This window comes from Cryobacterium shii, assembly GCF_004402595.1.
Classification (GTDB): domain Bacteria; phylum Actinomycetota; class Actinomycetes; order Actinomycetales; family Microbacteriaceae; genus Cryobacterium; species Cryobacterium shii.
This window is the reverse complement of sequence record NZ_SOFY01000070.1, coordinates 43,106-58,634: the sequence shown is the minus strand read 5'-3', so window position 1 is coordinate 58,634 and position 15,529 is coordinate 43,106. Positions and strand designations below refer to the sequence as shown.

At 68.8% G+C, this 15,529-nt stretch carries 16 protein-coding genes; 14 read left to right on the top strand and 2 right to left on the bottom strand.

The window, feature by feature from the left end; genetic code table 11:
- Positions 1-27: 27 nt before the first annotated feature.
- From rpsK to rplQ, 3 genes are all read left to right on the top strand, one after another.
- Positions 28-426 carry a 30S ribosomal protein S11 gene (gene rpsK / locus E3O49_RS13050; RefSeq protein WP_018191944.1) on the top strand — a complete coding sequence of 133 codons (399 nt, stop codon included), beginning with the start codon at positions 28-30 and terminating at the stop codon, positions 424-426.
- A gap of 148 nt (positions 427-574) precedes the next feature.
- Positions 575-1,564, top strand: a complete 990-nt coding sequence (locus E3O49_RS13045) for a DNA-directed RNA polymerase subunit alpha (RefSeq protein WP_134365630.1) — start codon at positions 575-577, stop codon at positions 1,562-1,564.
- Positions 1,565-1,610: 46 nt separating this feature from the next.
- Positions 1,611-2,147 (top strand): 50S ribosomal protein L17, encoded by a 537-nt coding sequence (rplQ, locus tag E3O49_RS13040; RefSeq protein WP_134365631.1) that lies wholly within the window; start codon positions 1,611-1,613, stop codon positions 2,145-2,147.
- 105 nt (positions 2,148-2,252) lie between these two features.
- Here the strand turns inward: rplQ and E3O49_RS13035 are convergent, their stop codons facing one another.
- Entirely contained in the window at positions 2,253-4,166 is a 1,914-nt protein-coding gene (locus E3O49_RS13035; RefSeq protein WP_244285306.1) for an acyltransferase family protein, read from the bottom strand.
- Positions 4,167-4,360: 194 nt separating this feature from the next.
- Between E3O49_RS13035 and E3O49_RS13030 the strand changes: the two genes are divergently transcribed.
- The 4 genes from E3O49_RS13030 (at position 4,361) to glmM (ending at position 7,771) form a co-directional block, all read left to right on the top strand.
- Positions 4,361-5,194 carry a tRNA pseudouridine synthase A gene (locus E3O49_RS13030; RefSeq protein WP_134365641.1) on the top strand — a complete coding sequence of 278 codons (834 nt, stop codon included), beginning with the start codon at positions 4,361-4,363 and terminating at the stop codon, positions 5,192-5,194.
- A gap of 196 nt (positions 5,195-5,390) precedes the next feature.
- Complete coding sequence (rplM, locus tag E3O49_RS13025) at positions 5,391-5,837, top strand: 50S ribosomal protein L13 (RefSeq protein ID WP_104100940.1); 447 nt, start codon at positions 5,391-5,393, stop codon at positions 5,835-5,837.
- 49 nt (positions 5,838-5,886) lie between these two features.
- On the top strand, positions 5,887-6,372 hold the full coding sequence (rpsI, locus tag E3O49_RS13020; RefSeq protein ID WP_134365633.1) for a 30S ribosomal protein S9: 486 nt from the start codon (positions 5,887-5,889) through the stop codon (positions 6,370-6,372).
- A 22-nt stretch (positions 6,373-6,394) separates the two neighbouring features.
- On the top strand, positions 6,395-7,771 hold the full coding sequence (gene glmM / locus E3O49_RS13015; RefSeq protein ID WP_134451742.1) for a phosphoglucosamine mutase: 1,377 nt from the start codon (positions 6,395-6,397) through the stop codon (positions 7,769-7,771).
- Positions 7,772-7,925: 154 nt separating this feature from the next.
- Here glmM and coaA read toward each other — a convergent pair whose 3' ends face one another.
- Positions 7,926-8,882 (bottom strand): type I pantothenate kinase, encoded by a 957-nt coding sequence (gene coaA / locus E3O49_RS13010; RefSeq protein ID WP_134365635.1) that lies wholly within the window; start codon positions 8,880-8,882, stop codon positions 7,926-7,928.
- A gap of 33 nt (positions 8,883-8,915) precedes the next feature.
- On the opposite strand from coaA, the gene glmS reads away from it, so the two are divergent.
- The 7 genes from glmS to tsaD all read left to right on the top strand — a co-directional run bounded on the left by glmS (position 8,916) and on the right by tsaD (position 15,351).
- Entirely contained in the window at positions 8,916-10,766 is a 1,851-nt protein-coding gene (gene glmS, locus E3O49_RS13005; protein ID WP_134365636.1) for a glutamine--fructose-6-phosphate transaminase (isomerizing), read from the top strand.
- 97 nt (positions 10,767-10,863) lie between these two features.
- Positions 10,864-11,220: a holo-ACP synthase gene (locus E3O49_RS13000; RefSeq protein ID WP_134365637.1), complete on the top strand. Its 357-nt coding sequence runs from the start codon at positions 10,864-10,866 to the stop codon at positions 11,218-11,220.
- A complete protein-coding gene (gene alr, locus E3O49_RS12995; protein ID WP_134451741.1) occupies positions 11,217-12,416 on the top strand; it encodes an alanine racemase in 1,200 nt (399 codons plus the stop codon). The genes E3O49_RS13000 and alr overlap by 4 nt, the downstream gene beginning before the upstream one ends.
- 10 nt (positions 12,417-12,426) lie before the next feature.
- Positions 12,427-12,951 carry a tRNA (adenosine(37)-N6)-threonylcarbamoyltransferase complex ATPase subunit type 1 TsaE gene (gene tsaE / locus E3O49_RS12990; protein ID WP_134366352.1) on the top strand — a complete coding sequence of 175 codons (525 nt, stop codon included), beginning with the start codon at positions 12,427-12,429 and terminating at the stop codon, positions 12,949-12,951.
- A gap of 144 nt (positions 12,952-13,095) precedes the next feature.
- The gene (gene tsaB / locus E3O49_RS12985; protein WP_134366351.1) at positions 13,096-13,728 is read left to right on the top strand and encodes a tRNA (adenosine(37)-N6)-threonylcarbamoyltransferase complex dimerization subunit type 1 TsaB; all 633 of its coding nucleotides are present in this window, start codon (positions 13,096-13,098) and stop codon (positions 13,726-13,728) included.
- Between the two features lies 1 nt (position 13,729).
- Entirely contained in the window at positions 13,730-14,287 is a 558-nt protein-coding gene (gene rimI / locus E3O49_RS12980; protein WP_134451739.1) for a ribosomal protein S18-alanine N-acetyltransferase, read from the top strand.
- Positions 14,284-15,351: a tRNA (adenosine(37)-N6)-threonylcarbamoyltransferase complex transferase subunit TsaD gene (gene tsaD, locus E3O49_RS12975; RefSeq protein ID WP_134451737.1), complete on the top strand. Its 1,068-nt coding sequence runs from the start codon at positions 14,284-14,286 to the stop codon at positions 15,349-15,351. The genes rimI and tsaD overlap by 4 nt, the downstream gene beginning before the upstream one ends.
- The last annotated feature ends 178 nt before the right edge of the window (positions 15,352-15,529 follow it).

Genomic DNA, 15,529 nt, shown 5'->3' with positions numbered 1-15,529 from the left:
TCTCGCCTACAGGATTCAGGAGAAATCATGGCAGCACCAAAGTCGGCCGCTCGGAAGCCGCGCAAGAAAGAAAAGAAGAACATCGCTGTGGGCCAGGCCCACATCAAGAGCACCTTCAACAACACCATCGTCTCGATCACCGACACCACCGGTGCGGTCATCAGCTGGGCGTCCTCAGGTGGAGTTGGCTTCAAGGGGTCGCGCAAGTCGACCCCGTTCGCCGCACAGCTGGCTGCCGAGTCGGCTGCCCGCCAGGCGCAGGAGCACGGCATGAAGAAGGTCGACGTCTTCGTCAAGGGCCCCGGATCCGGTCGCGAGACCGCCATCCGTTCGCTTCAGGCCGCCGGCCTCGAGGTGGGCTCGATCAACGACGTCACGCCCCAGGCGCACAACGGCTGCCGTCCGCCGAAGCGTCGTCGCGTCTAAGCACTCTCTATTGACCTGATCTCGACAGGCCCGACACCCGGTCTTCCGGTTGTCGGGCCTGTCGGGGGACGATCACCGTTTTTCTTTCACGTTCAACCCTCGCCACGCAAGTGTCATATAGCGGACACTTAGCCGAAAGGAATCAATAGTGCTTATCGCACAGCGCCCCACGCTCACCGAAGAGAACATCTCGGAGTTCCGATCCAGGTTTGTCATCGAACCTCTTGAGCCTGGTTTCGGTTACACTCTCGGCAACTCGATGCGCCGCACCCTCCTGTCCTCGATCCCCGGAGCCGCTGTCACCAGCATCCGGATCGACGGTGTGCTGCACGAGTTCAGCACCGTTCCCGGTGTCAAGGAAGACGTCACCGAGATCATCCTGAACATCAAGGGTCTCGTCATCTCCAGCGAGCACGACGAACCGATCACGGCTTACCTGCGCAAGCAGGGTGCCGGCCAGGTCACGGCCGCCGACATCTCGGCTCCGGCCGGAGTCGAGGTCCACAACCCGGAACTCGTCATCGCGACCCTGAACGACAAGGCCAAGTTCGAACTCGAACTGACCATCGAGCGCGGCCGCGGCTACGTGTCGGCCACCCAGAACCGCAACGAGTATTCCGAGGCCGGCCAGATTCCGGTCGACTCGATCTACTCGCCCGTGCTCAAGGTGACCTACCGCGTCGAGGCAACTCGTGCCGGTGAGCGCACCGACTTCGACCGCCTCGTCGTTGACGTGGAGACCAAGTCGGCGATTTCGCCTCGCGACGCCATCGCATCCGCCGGTCGCACCTTGACCGAGCTGTTCGGTCTGGCCCGCGAGCTGAACACCGCCGCCGAGGGCATCGAAATCGGCCCCGCGCCGGTCGACGCCGTGCTGTCGACCGAACTGTCGATTCCGATCGAGGACCTCGATCTGTCGGTTCGTTCGTACAACTGCCTCAAGCGCGAGGGCATCAACAACGTCAGCGAACTGGTCGCCCTCTCGGAGACCCAGCTGATGAACATCCGCAACTTCGGACAGAAGTCGGTGGATGAGGTCAAGGACAAGCTCGTAGAGCTCGGCCTGTCGCTGAAGGACTCGGTGCCCGGATTCGACGGCGCCCACTTCTACAGCGGCTACGACGAAGAAACCATCTAAAGCAGTCGCTCAGACTGTCTTTCGACTTTGATACTGGAGATAACCAATGCCTACGCCCACTAAGGGAGCCCGCCTCGGAGGCGGACCGGCCCACGAGCGCCACATGCTGGCCAACTTGGCCGCATCCCTGTTCACCCACAAGTCGATCAAGACGACCGAGACGCGGGCCAAGCGCCTTCGCCCGGTCGCCGAGCGACTGATCACGTTCGCCAAGAAGGGTGACCTGCACGCTCGTCGTCGCGTGCTCGCCACGATCGGCGACAAGAGCGTCGTGCACGAGCTCTTCACCGAGATCGCGCCGCAGGTTGCTCTTCGTGAGGGTGGCTACACCCGCATCACGAAGCTCGGCTTCCGCAAGGGCGACAACGCTTCGATGGTCCAGATGGAACTCGTTCTCGAGCCGCTGACCCCGAAGGTCAAGAAGGCCTCCGCGTCGAAGGCTGCCAAGCCTGCCGCGGAAGAGCCTGTCGCCGAGGCCGCTCCGGCCGACGTCGCCGAGGAAGCAACGGCTCCGGCCGACGCGGCCGACGCGGCCGACGCGGCCGTCGAGGCCGACGTTGTCGACGAGGCTGACGCCAAGTAGTCACGTTTCACCGTAAAAAGGGGTTCGACTTCGGTCGGGCCCCTTTTTTGCGCACCCGGCCACCCTGTGCTGGACATTTAGGCGGCTCCCCTTCGCCTACGAGCTTCAGTGAGCGGTCGCCTCCGGCAGCAGCGGGGGTAGCGGAGGCGCGTCGGGACCCGTCGGGGTGGGCCGCAGGAAGGCATCCGTTCGCCGTGGCGGTGGCACTCGTCCGAGCCGGTCCAGCGCAGCCCGGATCGCTTCCGTGTAGATTCTGCCGCCGGTCGGTCCCGGGTGGACGTTGTCTTCCGCCAGCACGTCGAGGTGCGGTGCGATCGCGTCGTGCCAGTCGGCGAGTTCGACCTGCCGGTAACGCGTGGAGAAGTCCGCCAGGGCGGCATTGACGCCCTCGGTCCAGGCGCGTTCGGCGTAGGCGTTGACCAGGATCAGCGTGCGACCGGGCCCGATCACGGCGCGGATGTCGGCCAGGTCGTCCCGGTCGATCGGGCCGTTGGTGCCGAGTCCGACCACGACCACCCGCCGGAGAGTGCCGGCGCGGGCCTGGTCGGCGAGTAGCTCCGGCGCAGCGCGCATGCCGCGCGAGACCGCGGCGTCGATTGCGATGCCGGGGAAGCCGGCCTGCAGCTCGGGGGCGGAGGCGAGCATGACCGAGTCGCCCACCGCGGTGATCCGGCTGCCGACCGGAGCTAGTGCGGCGGTGATCGCGGCCGACCGGGAGGCGCGGGCCTCGGCTCTGGCGGCCGCTCGGGTGGCGGCGGCCAGCGCCTGCTGGCCGCGTTCGATCTCTGTCTGGGCGCTGGTCTGACTGGGCGCCGTGATCAGCGCCGACATCGTGCCCGCCACCAGCACCAGTCCGGTCACCAGGGTCAGCCCGAGCAGGGCGCGCCGCCGCGGGGGACCCGTCCGGAGCGCAGCCAGCCGACGGATGCCGCCGCGCACCCCCAGCCGGCGGGCGGGCAGTTCGAGCCAGCGGTATGACCCGACGGCGGCCAGCAGCGTCAGCGCGGCTGCCAGCAACCCGGCTGCCGGCATCCCGGCCGGTGATCTCGTGGCCGCGGGCCAGGCCGCCAGGGTCAGCACGAGGACGGGCCAGTGCCAGAGGTAGATGCCGTAGGAGCGTTCCCCGAGGAACCGCAGTACCGGGGTGTCCAGCAGCGGGCCGAAGCGTCCGCCGCGCACCGCGGCCCAGATCGTGACCGCGGACAGCAGGCTCACCAGAAGCAGCCCGCCGCGGTACGTGACGGCGTCGGTGTCCGGCAGCCAGGCCGCGGTGCCGAGGAGGCCCGCGAGCGCCGCCAGGCCGAGCCAGGGCCGGGCCCCGCCCAGTACGGCCCGCACCCGCGGGGCGAGGGGGGAAGCGCCGCTGCGGTGCAGAGCCAGGGCCAGCGCGGCGCCGATGAAGAGGCCGAAACTGTGCGTGTCCGAACCGTAGTACACGCGGGTGGGGTCGGTTCCGGGCTGGTGCAGCAGCCCCATCCACAGCGCCGACGCCAGGGCGAGGCCGCCGACCAGGCCGAGGCGCACGGCGGGGCTGCGAATCAGCAACAGGCCGAGCAGAGCGAACGGCCAGACCAGGTAGAACTGTTCCTCGACCGCCAGCGACCAGAGGTTGCGGAACAGTTCGGGCTGGTCGGTTGCGAAATAGCTGCCCGACGCCGCGATCGACACCCAGTTGTAGCCGAACGTCGCTGCGCCGAGCACCTGCCAGCCGATGCCGACCAGGACGTCCCCGCCGATGGCCCAGGCCGCCGTGGCACAGGCGAGGACCAGGGGAATCAGCGGGGGGAGCAGTCGGCGGGCCCGGCGCTGCCAGAATCGGCCGAGCGAGACCCGGCCGGTTCGCTCGTGCGCGACGACGAGCAGGCCCGTGATCAGGAAACCGCTGATCACGAAGAAGACGTCGACCCCGACGAAGCCGCCGGGCAGCACCGCGGGGAAGAAATGGAAGACCACGACCAGGGCCACGGCGATGCCGCGCAGGCCGTCGAGTCCGGCCAGGCGCCGCGCAGAATCGCTCACGGTTTGCGGGCGGCGGGCAGGTGAGGGCTGGGGTTTGCTGGGTTTCATAACGGCTTCGGAGAACTATCCGGGTTCAACGATAACCCGGGGCGGCCCGTACACTTACCTGCGTGATTCTTCCCCCGGCGCCTGACGAGACCCAACGCCGAGGCACCACCCGGATCAGGCTGGATATCGCCTACGACGGCACCGGGATGTCCGGCTGGGCCACCCAGCCTGGCCTCCGCACGGTCCAGGGGCAGATCGAGGCCGGACTGGCGGGCATCCTGCACAGCCACCCGCCGACCCCGGTACTGACCGTGGCCGGGCGAACGGATGCCGGCGTGCACGCCCTGGGACAGGTCGCCCACTTCGATCTGAACCCCGACCAGGCCGACGGCCTCGTGCGGATCACCCGCGGCAAGGGCCGCCCGCCGACGCCGCTGGCGGTCATGGTGCAGCGGCGGCTCAGCGGAATCCTGGTCACCCAGCCCGAGATCGTGCTGAAATCGAGCATCATCGCCCCGGCCGGGTTCGACGCCCGCTTCTCGGCGCTCTACCGCCGGTACGAATACCGGATCGCGGACTCGGTCGCCGGGCACGACCCGCTGCAGCGGTTCCGCACCACCTGGCACGGCTTCCGCCTCGACGGGGACGCCATGCACGCGGCCGCCGCCACGCTGATCGGCCTGCACGACTTCGCCACCTACTGCAAGCCGCGCCCCGGCGCGACGACGATCCGCACGCTGCAGGAGTTCAGCTGGCGGCGCGACCCCGATGGCGTTCTCGTCGCCTCGGTGCAGGCCGACGCGTTCTGCCACAGCATGGTTCGCGCCCTCGTCGGCGCGTGCGTGGCCGTGGGGGAGGGGCGCCTGTCCGGGGACCGCCTGGTCGACCTCCGGATCGAACGGGCCCGTACCAGCGAATTCAAGGTCATGCCCGCCCAGGGGCTCACGCTGCTGAAGGTCGGCTACCCGGCCGACGAGTTGCTGGCGCTGCGTGCGCTGGAGACCCGGGCCCGGCGCGAACTCATCGACGACACGGAGTAGCTCGCCTCCGCATCCGTCGGCTTCACGCCCGGAATTGCGCTCGGGCGCCCACGGCGGTAGCGTTGACCTCTGGTGTCTGTGCGTTGCAGCCAGGCACACGAACGTGAGCCCTCCATCGATCGTGTTCCCCCTCTGGGAACACACCCGGAGCGGGATTCACGAACACCTCCGTTCGAAACAAGAAAGCAGCACAATAGTGACGCGCACTTATACCCCCAAAGCAAGCGAAGTCCAGCACGACTGGGTCGTCATCGACGCCACAGACATCGTGCTCGGTCGTCTTGCCAGCCACGCCGCCATTCTCCTTCGCGGGAAGCACAAGGCAACGTTCTCTCCCCACATGGACATGGGAGATTTCGTCATCATCATCAACGCCGAGAAGATTGCCCTCACCGGCAAGAAGCTCGACCTGAAGATGGCGTACCGCCACTCCGGTTACCCGGGCGGCCTCACGGCCACCAACTATTCGGAGATGCTCGAAAAGCACCCGACCCGTGCGGTCGAGAAGGCCATCCGCGGCATGCTTCCGAAGAACACCCTCGGTCGCGCCCAGCTGGCCAAGCTCAAGGTCTACGCCGGCCCCGAGCACCCGCACGCCGCGCAGCAGCCGAAGCCGTACACCCTCGCCCAGGTCGCTCAGTAGCGCCGGCCTCCAGACTTTTCGATTCTAAGAAAAAAGGATTCACACCATCGTGGCGAAAATCGCAGATCAGATTGACCAGGCTCCGGAGAGCTACTCGACCGAGACCCCGGCCGAGACCGTAACCAAGGCGCCCCGCGCCATCCTCAACGTTCCCGGCGCAGCCGTCGGCCGTCGCAAGCAGGCCATCGCCCGCGTGCGCATCGTCCCCGGCTCCGGCACCATCACGGTGAACGGCCGCGAATTCGGGGACTACTTCCCGAACAAGCTGCACCAGCAGCTCATCAACGACCCGTTCAAGGTGCTCGACCTCATCGGCAGCTACGACGTCATCGCACGCATCACCGGCGGTGGCCCCTCCGGCCAGGCCGGCGCCCTGCGTCTCGGCATCGCACGTTCGCTGAACCAGATCGACGAAGAGAACAACCGCGCCATCCTGAAGAAGAACGGCTTCCTCAACCGCGACGCTCGCGTCAAGGAGCGCAAGAAGGCCGGACTCAAGAAGGCCCGTAAGGCTCCTCAGTTCTCCAAGCGCTAACAAGTCGGGAAGCACTGTAACAATGCCTCGACTATTCGGCACGGACGGCGTCCGGGGTCTGGCCAACCGTGATCTCACGGCTGGCCTGGCCCTGGGCCTCGCCCAGGCCAGCGCGGCGGTCCTCACTCAGGGCCGCCGCGCGGAGTTGCGCCTGGCAGAGGGTCGCAGACCCGTTGCGGTGCTCGCCCGGGATCCCCGGATCTCCGGTGAATTCATTTCTGCAGCGGTCGCGGCCGGGCTGGCCAGCTCGGGTGTCGATGTCCTCGACGCCGGCGTCATCCCCACCCCCGCCACCGCGTTCCTGATCGCCGACATCGGCGCCGACTTCGGCGTGATGATTTCCGCCTCGCACAACCCCGCCCCGGACAACGGCATCAAGCTGTTCGCCTTCGGCGGCACCAAACTTCCCGACGACGTCGAGAACCGCATCGAAGAGCACCTCACGATGGACGTGCTGATGCCCATCGGCGGCGACGTCGGTCGCATCCGCCGGTTCGCCGACGCCGAGGACCGCTATGTCGTGCACCTGCTCGGCACCCTGCCCAACCGCCTCGACGGCATCCACGTCGTGCTCGACTGCGCGCATGGCGCCGCCGCCGGCGTATCCCCGCAGGTCTTCACGGATGCCGGTGCCACACTGACCGTCATCGGGGCCGACCCCGACGGCATCAACATCAACGACGGGGTCGGGTCCACCCACCTCGACAACCTCGCCCGGGCCGTGCTCGAGGCCGGGGCCGACGTCGGAATCGCGCACGACGGAGATGCTGACCGCTGCCTTGCCGTCGACCGGGACGGCAACGTTATCGACGGTGACCAGATCATGGCGATCCTCGCGGTGTCCATGGCCGAGCGCGGCGTGTTGAAAGACCGAACCCTCGTCGCCACCGTGATGAGCAACCTCGGGCTGCGCAAGGCGATGGCCGCCAACGACATCCGCATGATCGAGACCAAGGTGGGCGACCGCTACGTGCTCGAGGAACTCAACGCCAACGGGCTCTCGCTCGGCGGGGAACAGTCCGGCCATGTGATCATGACGAAATATGCGACCACTGGCGACGGCATCCTGACCGGCCTGCACCTCGTCGCCGAGATGGCCCGCACCGGCAAGACCCTCGCCGAACTCGCCGCCGTGATGACCGTGTTCCCGCAGATCCTGGTCAACGTTCGGGGCGTCGACCACCACGCCCTGAAATCGGACGAGGTCATCGCCGAGGCCGTGCGCGTCGCGGAAGCAGAGCTGGGCGACACCGGCCGCGTGCTGCTGCGCCCGTCGGGCACCGAGCCCATGGTGCGGGTCATGGTCGAAGCGGCCGACCAGGCCACCGCCGACCGTCTGGCGCACCAGCTGGCAGACATCGTGCGGGAACAGCTCGCGCTGGCCCCGACGGCCATCTAGCCCCACGCGCCCGGCCTCAGCCACCCGGCCCCCGCCGGCGGGCGGTCCACCTGGCCCCGCCGCGCCCGTTCCGCTGCCCGAGTGTGCCCGTTCCGGTCGAGAGTGCCCGGCACACCGGTCACTCTCGACCGGAACGGGCACTTTGGCGCCGGTGTCACACCTTGCGCAGCAGCACCTTGGACACGGCGTGGTTGGAGTCCTTGCGCAGCACCAGGGTCGCGCGTGACCGGGTTGGTCGGATGTTGCGCACCAGGTTGGGCTCGTTGATCTCGGTCCAGATTTCCCGTGACCGGCTCCGGGCCTCGGACTCGGTCATGGACGCGTAGCGGTGGAAGTACGACTTGGGGTTGCTGAATGCGCCCCGCTGCAACTTCAGGAACCGATCTTCGTACCACCTTGCGATGTCCTGGGTGCGGGCGTCGACGTAGAGAGTGAAGTCGAACAGGTCGCTGACGGCCAGCCCGTGGCCGGGCCCGGGGGGCTGCAGCACGTTCAGACCCTCGACGATGAGGATGTCGGGCTGACGCACCACGATCTGGGCGTCCGGCACGATGTCGTAGCTCAGGTGCGAATAGAAGGGCGACCGCACTTCGGCCGCGCCGCTCTTGACCGCGGCCACGAACCGCAGCAGGGCCCGCCGGTCGTAGGACTCCGGGAAGCCCTTCCGATCCATCAGACCGCGCCGGGTGAGTTCCGCGTTGGGCAGCAGGAACCCGTCGGTGGTCACCAGTTCGACGCGGGGGGTGTCCTCCCAGCGGGCCAGGAGCTCCCGCAGCAGTCGCGCGATGGTGGACTTGCCGACCGCGACCGAACCGGCCACGCCGATGACGAACGGCGTGCGCTGGGCGCGTTCGCCCAGGAAATCGCTCGTGGCCCGGTGCAGCTGGCGGGCACCGGCCGCGTACAGGTTCAGCAGCCGGCTGAGCGGAAGGTAGACATCCGTGACCTCGCCGAGGTCCAGCGGCTCACCCAGGCCCCGCAACTGCACGATTTCCGTTTCCCGGAGGGGAAGCCGGGTGGTCGGGGCGAGAGCGGCCCAATCGGCCCGGGACAGTTCCACGAAGGGGGTGCTGTGGTCGTTGTTCCAGGGACTCGCAACCGCATCGGACATTCCACACAGCTTACTCGGACTAATATCGCAGTCATGTGTGGAATCGTGGGTTACGTCGGAGACAACAAGAGCGTCCAGGTTTTGATGGGCGGTTTGCGTCGGCTGGAGTACCGCGGATATGACTCCGCCGGGATCGCGATCATCGACGCCGGCGGCGCCCTGAACACGGCGAAGAAGGCCGGCAAGCTCGGCGCCCTGGCCGCGGAACTCGAAGCCAACCCGATCAACAACGGGAACACCGGCATCGGCCACACCCGCTGGGCCACCCACGGCGGCCCGAATGACTCCAACGCGCACCCGCACCTGGGAGACAACGGCAAGCTCGCCCTGATTCACAACGGCATCATCGAGAATTTCTCCGTGCTCAAGGACGAGCTCCTCGCCGAGGGCTTCAGCTTCGAGAGCGAGACCGACACCGAGGTCGCCGCCATTCTGCTCGGCCGCGAATACCAGCGCGTCGGTGACCTGGCCGAGGCCTTCCGCGCGGTCGTTTCCCGGCTCGACGGCGCGTTCACCCTCCTCGCCGTGCACCAGGACCAGCCCGGCATCGTCGTCGGAGCCCGCCGCAACTCCCCGCTCGTGATCGGCCTCGGCGAGGGGGAGAACTTCCTCGGCTCCGACGTCGCCGCCTTCGTCGAATACACCCGCCGGGCCGTCGCCATCGGGCAGGACCAGATCGTGACGATCACGCCCGACCTCGTCACCGTCACCGACTTCGACGGCCACCCGGTCGAAACGGAGGAATTCGACATCGCCTGGGACGCCTCCGCGTCGGACAAGGGCGGCTGGTCCAGCTTCATGGCCAAGGAAGTCTCCGAGCAGCCGGACGCCGTCGCGAACACTCTGCGCGGCCGGATCGCGGGCACAACAGTGGTTGTGCCGGAGTTGGCCGCGTTCGGCGACGATGCGCTGCGGGACATCCGCCGAATCGTCATCGTCGCCTGTGGAACGGCGTCGTACGCCGGCCAGGTCGGAAAGTACGCGATCGAGAAGTGGACCCGTATCCCCGTGGACGTCGAGCTCAGCCATGAGTTCCGTTACCGCGACCCGGTGCTCACCGCGGACACCCTGGTGATCTCGATCAGCCAGTCCGGCGAAACCATGGACACCCTGATGGCCGTCAAGTACGCCAGGGAAGCCGGTGCCAGGGCCATCTCGATCTGCAACACCCAGGGCGCGACCATCCCGCGCGAGTCCGACGCCGTGATCTACACGCACGCCGGCCCGGAGGTGGCCGTGGCGTCGACCAAGGCTTTCGTCGCCCAGATCACCGCCCTGTATCTGTTCGCGCTCCACCTGGCACGAGTGCGGGGGAGCCTGAGCGAAGCCGAGCAGGCGGAACAGGTCGCCGAGCTGCAGGGCATCCCGGAGAAGATCGCGACCACCCTGCTCCAGGAACCGACGGTTCGCGAACTGGCCAACTGGATGAGCGACACCCGGGCCGTGCTCTTCCTCGGCCGGCACGTCGGCTTCCCGATCGCCCTCGAGGGCGCGCTCAAGCTCAAGGAACTCGCCTACATCCACGCCGAGGGCTTCGCCGCCGGCGAACTCAAGCACGGGCCGATCGCGCTGATCGAACCCGGCCAGCCGGTCTTCGTCGTCGTGCCGAGCCCCCGCGGCTCCGCGCACCTGCACCCCAAGGTCGTCTCGAATATTCAGGAGATCCGTGCCCGCGGTGCCCGCATCATCGCGATCGCCGAAGAGGGCGACGTGGCCGTGCTGCCGTTCGCGGACACCGTCATCCGCATCCCGCTGGCCGCGCCGCTGTTCGAACCGCTCCTCGCCGTGGTCCCGCTGCAGATCTTCGCGATGGCGCTGGCCACCGCGAAGGGACTGGATGTCGACCAGCCGCGCAACCTGGCGAAGTCCGTCACCGTCGAATAACAGCCGCGTCGAATTAGAGCCGCCACCGCAGAAGGACAGCCGCCACCGCAGGGTGGGCACCGGCAGGGCCGCAGCCGCCGGTGGAGAGGGGAGCCGCATGATCCGGGGAATCGGGGTCGACATCGTTGACCTCGCACGCTTCGAACGGCAGGTCCTGCGCACCCCCGGGCTGATACCCCGGCTCTTCACCGAAGCCGAACGCGCCCTCCCGGTGCACTCCCTCGCCGCGCGGTTCGCGGCCAAGGAGGCCCTGATCAAGGCCCTCGGCGACAGCACCGGTGTCAGCTGGCAGGAGATGGGCGTCATCACCGACACCCACGGCAACCCCGCTTTCGCGCTGCACGGCGCCGCCCAGGCCGCGGTGACGGCGCGCGGCGTGACATCCGTGCACCTCACCATGACCCACGACGCCGGGGTGGCCTGCGCGTTCGTGGTCATCGAGGGTGACGCATGAGCGGCTTCCGGGAAGCGGTCATCGACCTCGGCGCGGTCTTCGCCAACGTCGCGCACCTCAAGAGCGTAATCGGCACCCCCCACCTGATGGCGGTCGTCAAGGCGAACGCCTACGGCCACGGGGCCGTGCCGGTGGCCCGCACCGCCCTCGCCGCCGGAGCCGACTGGCTCGGGGTCGCGGACATCGACGAGGCCCTCGAGCTGCGTGCCGCGGGCATCGACGCGCCCCTGCTGGCCTGGCTGCACGATCCGGATGCCGACTTCGGCGCCGCCCTCGCGCGGAATGTCGACCTCGGGGTGTCCTCGGCGCGGCAACTGCGACAGATCACGGATGCCGCGGCGGCCCTCAGCGTCGTCGCCGGAGTGCAGATCAAACTGGAAACCGGCCTCAACCGAAACGGCGTGCACGAGCCGGACTGGGCCGAGGTCTTCGCTCTCGCCGCCGAGTTCGAGCGGGCCGGCCTGCTCACCGTCACCGGCATCTTCAGTCACCTCTCGAACGCGTCCGCCGCCGACGACGCCGAGGCGATCGAGCGCTTCGAACGTGGACTCAGCCTGGCCGCTGCGGCCGGACTGACCCCTACCCTGATCCACCTGGCCTCCACGGCCGCGGCCCTGCGGGTGCCGGCGGCGCGGTACACGATGGTGCGCGTGGGCATCGGAATGTACGGGCTGTCCCCGTTCGACGACCAGACGCCGCGCGACCTGGGGCTCACCCCGGCGATGACGCTGCGCGGGCGGGTCGCCGCCGTGCGCCGGGTCGCCGCCGGCGCCGGAGTCTCCTACGACTACCTCTGGCGCGCGCCCGTCGACGGTTTCCTGGCCCTCGTGCCGCTCGGTTACGCGGACGGGGTGCCGCGGCAAGCCTCCGGCACTGCGCGCGTCACCGTCGGCGCCGCCACGCATCCCATCGTCGGGCGCATCGCGATGGACCAGTTCGTTGTCAGCGTCGGCGACGAGGCCGTGGAAGTCGGCGACCCGGTGGTGCTGTTCGGCGACCCCGAGGCGGGCGTTCCCGGCGCCACCGAGTGGGCCGAGGCCGCCGGCACGATCAACTACGAGATCGTCACCCGGATCGGGCATCGCGTGCCGCGCACCTACCTGAACCCGGACCCGGCTGACACGCCGCCGGCCTCCACGCAGCCCGCCACGCCGCCGGCCGCCACGCCGCGCGCCGCCGACCGTACCGCACGCTGAGGGTCCCGACATGCGCAGAACAATCCCGGACGCCGACAGCATGCACGATTTCGGTGCCGAGGTCGCCGCGCTGCTCCGCGCCGGCGACCTGGTCGTGCTGACCGGGCCGCTCGGGGCAGGCAAGACCACGTTCACCCGCGGCCTCGGCGAGGGACTGCACGTGCGCGGCTCGGTCACCAGCCCCACCTTCGTGCTGGCCCGCACCCATCCGAGCACGGTCGGCGGGCCGCCGTTGGTGCACGTCGACGCCTACCGGCTGTCCAGCGCCGTCGAACTCGACGACCTCGACATCGACTTCGCGCATTCCATCGTGGTGGTCGAGTGGGGCCGCGGCATGCTCGACGGCATCACCGAGTCCTGGCTGGACATCGAGATCGAACGGCCGGTCGGCGCCTCGCAGGCCCCGGCATCCGTCACCGGCGACCCCGCCGAGGTGCTCGACCTCGACGAGCCCCGCACGGTCACCCTCACGCCCCACGGCCCCCGCTGGGCTCCCAACGAATTCGACGGAGATTCTGCTCTAAAAAGCCTCTAAGCGGCACAACTCGGCCCAAAACCCCAAAATCTCCGTCGAATTCGCTCGGGCGGGCGTGAGCAGGCAGGGCAGGCAGAGCAGGGCAGGGCGGGCGCGGGGGCGGGCGGTGAGATGGCGGGGAGGCGCAGCGAATAGGCTGGGGAGGTGCTTCTCGCCATCGATACCTCCGCCGGCACGAGCGTCGCCCTCGTCGACCTCGACCGCGGCGTCATCGCCCACCACGAAACCGGCGACACCATGCGCCACGCCGAGGTGATCGGCCGGCTCATCGCCGCCTGCCTGTCCGAGGCCGATCTGCCGGTCGCCGCCCTCTCCGGAGTGGTCGGCGGAATGGGCCCGGGCCCGTTTACCGGGCTGCGCGTCGGCATCGCCGCCGCCCGCGTATTCGCCCTGGGGGCGGGGGTGCCGTTCGTACCCGTCGTCAGCCACGACGCCGTCGCCTTCGGTCGGTACCGCGACGGCCATATCGGCGGGCTCGTCGTCGTCACGGATGCGCGCCGCCGCGAGGTCAACTGGTCGGTGTACAGCGGGGCGGATGCCGCGGGCCTGCCGATCCGCGTCGCCGGGCCGGGTGTGGCCAAACCCGCCGTGCTGCTGGAGGACGACTGGGACCACGCCGGGGTGCCCCGCCACGACGCGGCCACCGTCTCCGCGGCGGACCTGGGCCTGGTGGCCGAACTGATGTGGGCGCACGGGCATCCGTTCGCCGGTGACGAAGCGATCTACCTGCGCTCTCCCGACGTCACCTTGTCCAACGGCCCGAAACGGGTGAGCTGAGATGACCTGGCAGCTGCGCCGGCCCGGCGCCGCCGATGTGGACGCGATCATGGCGCTCGAGAGCCGGATTTTCGCGACCGACGCCTGGTCCGCCGAGGCGATGGCGCGCGACGTCGCCGACCCGAACTGCTACTACCTGGTCGCCTTCCCACCCGACTCGCCCGACCGGATCGAGGCCTACGCCGGCCTGCTGGCCCCTCGCGGCGCCCGGGAAGGCGACGTCCAGACCATCGCGGTCACCGAGCACGCCCGCGGCCACGGGCTCGGCCGCACCCTGATGCTCAGCCTGATCGCGGAGGCACGGAAGCGGGGCGTCCGCGAGGTCTTCCTCGAGGTGCGCGCCGACAACCCCTCCGCCCAGGAGCTGTACCGGCGGCTCGGTTTCGAGGAAATCGGAGTGCGCCGCGGCTACTACCAGCCAGACAACGTCGACGCGATCGTAATGCGACTCGACGTGCCTCTGCCCGTCTCGTCCCTGACACCGGAGCCCCTGACACCGGAGCCCCTGACACCGGAGCCCCTGACGTCGGAAACCCTCGCGCCGGAGGCCGCCGAATGAACCGCTCCAATCCGCTCGTCCTCGGCATCGAGACCTCGTGCGACGAGACCGGGATCGGGATCGTGCGCGGCACCACCCTGCTCTCGAACACGATCGCGTCATCGATGGACGAGCACGCCCGCTACGGCGGAGTCGTGCCGGAGGTGGCCGCGCGCGCGCACCTCGAGGAGCTCGTGCCCGCGATCCGGGCGGCAACGCTGGAGGCCGGCATCCGCCTGGACGAGATCGACGCCGTGGCCGTCACCAGCGGCCCCGGGCTGGCCGGAGCGCTCATGGTCGGGGTCGCCGCCGCCAAGGCCCTCGCCCTGTCGCTCGGCAAGCCGATCTACGCGGTCAACCACCTTGTCGGCCACGTCGGGGCGGACGTGCTCCGGATGGGGGCCACCGACACCGCCGAACCCCTCGAATACCCGACCATCGCGCTCCTCGTCTCCGGCGGGCACACCTCTCTGCTGCTGGTGCGCGACCTGGTCTCCGACGTCGAACTCCTCGGCGAGACCATCGACGATGCCGCCGGCGAGGCGTTCGACAAGGTGGCGCGGGTGCTCGGCCTGCCCTACCCCGGCGGGCCCCAGATCGACCGGGCGGCGCTGGAGGGCGACCCTTCCGCCATCCGTTTCCCCCGTGGTCTGAGCCAGACCAAGGACATGGCCAAACACCGCTACGATTTCTCCTTCTCCGGGCTCAAGACCTCGGTCGCCCGCTGGGTCGAACAGAAGCGCGACGCGGGCGAAACCGTGCCCGTCGCAGACGTCGCGGCCAGTTTCCGGGAGGCGGTCGTGGACATCCTGCTCACCAAAGCCGTCGCGGCCTGCGTCGACCTCGAGGTGCCGCGGCTCCTGCTCGGCGGCGGGGTGATCGCGAACGCCCGGCTGCGTCTGGTGGCCGAGCAACGCACGGATGCCGCCGGCATCGCCCTGCGCATCCCGCCGTTGTCGCTCTGCACCGACAACGGCGCCATGATCGCCGCGCTCGGCGCCCAACTGATCATGGCCGGGCTCGAGCCCTCGTCAATGGAGTTCGGCGCGGATTCGACCCTTCCGGTCTCGGAGATCCAGGTCTAAGTCCCGGCCAGAGCGGTGTTTACGCTCCGACCGGGTATTCTGGCTTGCACGGGCGCCGTTCGTCTGGTCCGTTGACACCCCATCTGGCGGGGTGCCACTATGGCACCGCCAGATGTTCACTTGCCCAGATGTTCACTTGCCCAGATGTTCACTTGCCCAGATGTTCAGTTCTGTCCAG

Excerpts from the sequence above, each read along its gene's own strand:
- E3O49_RS13030 (WP_134365641.1), top strand. The coding sequence starts at position 4,361 with ATGTCCGGCTGGGCCACCCAGCCTGGCCTCCGCACGGTCCAGGGGCAG.
- E3O49_RS13000 (WP_134365637.1), top strand. The coding sequence starts at position 10,864 with ATGATCCGGGGAATCGGGGTCGACATCGTTGACCTCGCACGCTTCGAA.
- tsaD (WP_134451737.1), top strand. The coding sequence starts at position 14,284 with ATGAACCGCTCCAATCCGCTCGTCCTCGGCATCGAGACCTCGTGCGAC.
- alr (WP_134451741.1), top strand. The coding sequence starts at position 11,217 with ATGAGCGGCTTCCGGGAAGCGGTCATCGACCTCGGCGCGGTCTTCGCC.
- glmS (WP_134365636.1), top strand. The coding sequence starts at position 8,916 with ATGTGTGGAATCGTGGGTTACGTCGGAGACAACAAGAGCGTCCAGGTT.
- rplQ (WP_134365631.1), top strand. The coding sequence starts at position 1,611 with ATGCCTACGCCCACTAAGGGAGCCCGCCTCGGAGGCGGACCGGCCCAC.
- rimI (WP_134451739.1), top strand. The coding sequence starts at position 13,730 with ATGACCTGGCAGCTGCGCCGGCCCGGCGCCGCCGATGTGGACGCGATC.
- glmM (WP_134451742.1), top strand. The coding sequence starts at position 6,395 with ATGCCTCGACTATTCGGCACGGACGGCGTCCGGGGTCTGGCCAACCGT.
- coaA (WP_134365635.1), bottom strand. The coding sequence starts at position 8,882 with ATGTCCGATGCGGTTGCGAGTCCCTGGAACAACGACCACAGCACCCCC.
- tsaE (WP_134366352.1), top strand. The coding sequence starts at position 12,427 with ATGCGCAGAACAATCCCGGACGCCGACAGCATGCACGATTTCGGTGCC.
- rpsK (WP_018191944.1), top strand. The coding sequence starts at position 28 with ATGGCAGCACCAAAGTCGGCCGCTCGGAAGCCGCGCAAGAAAGAAAAG.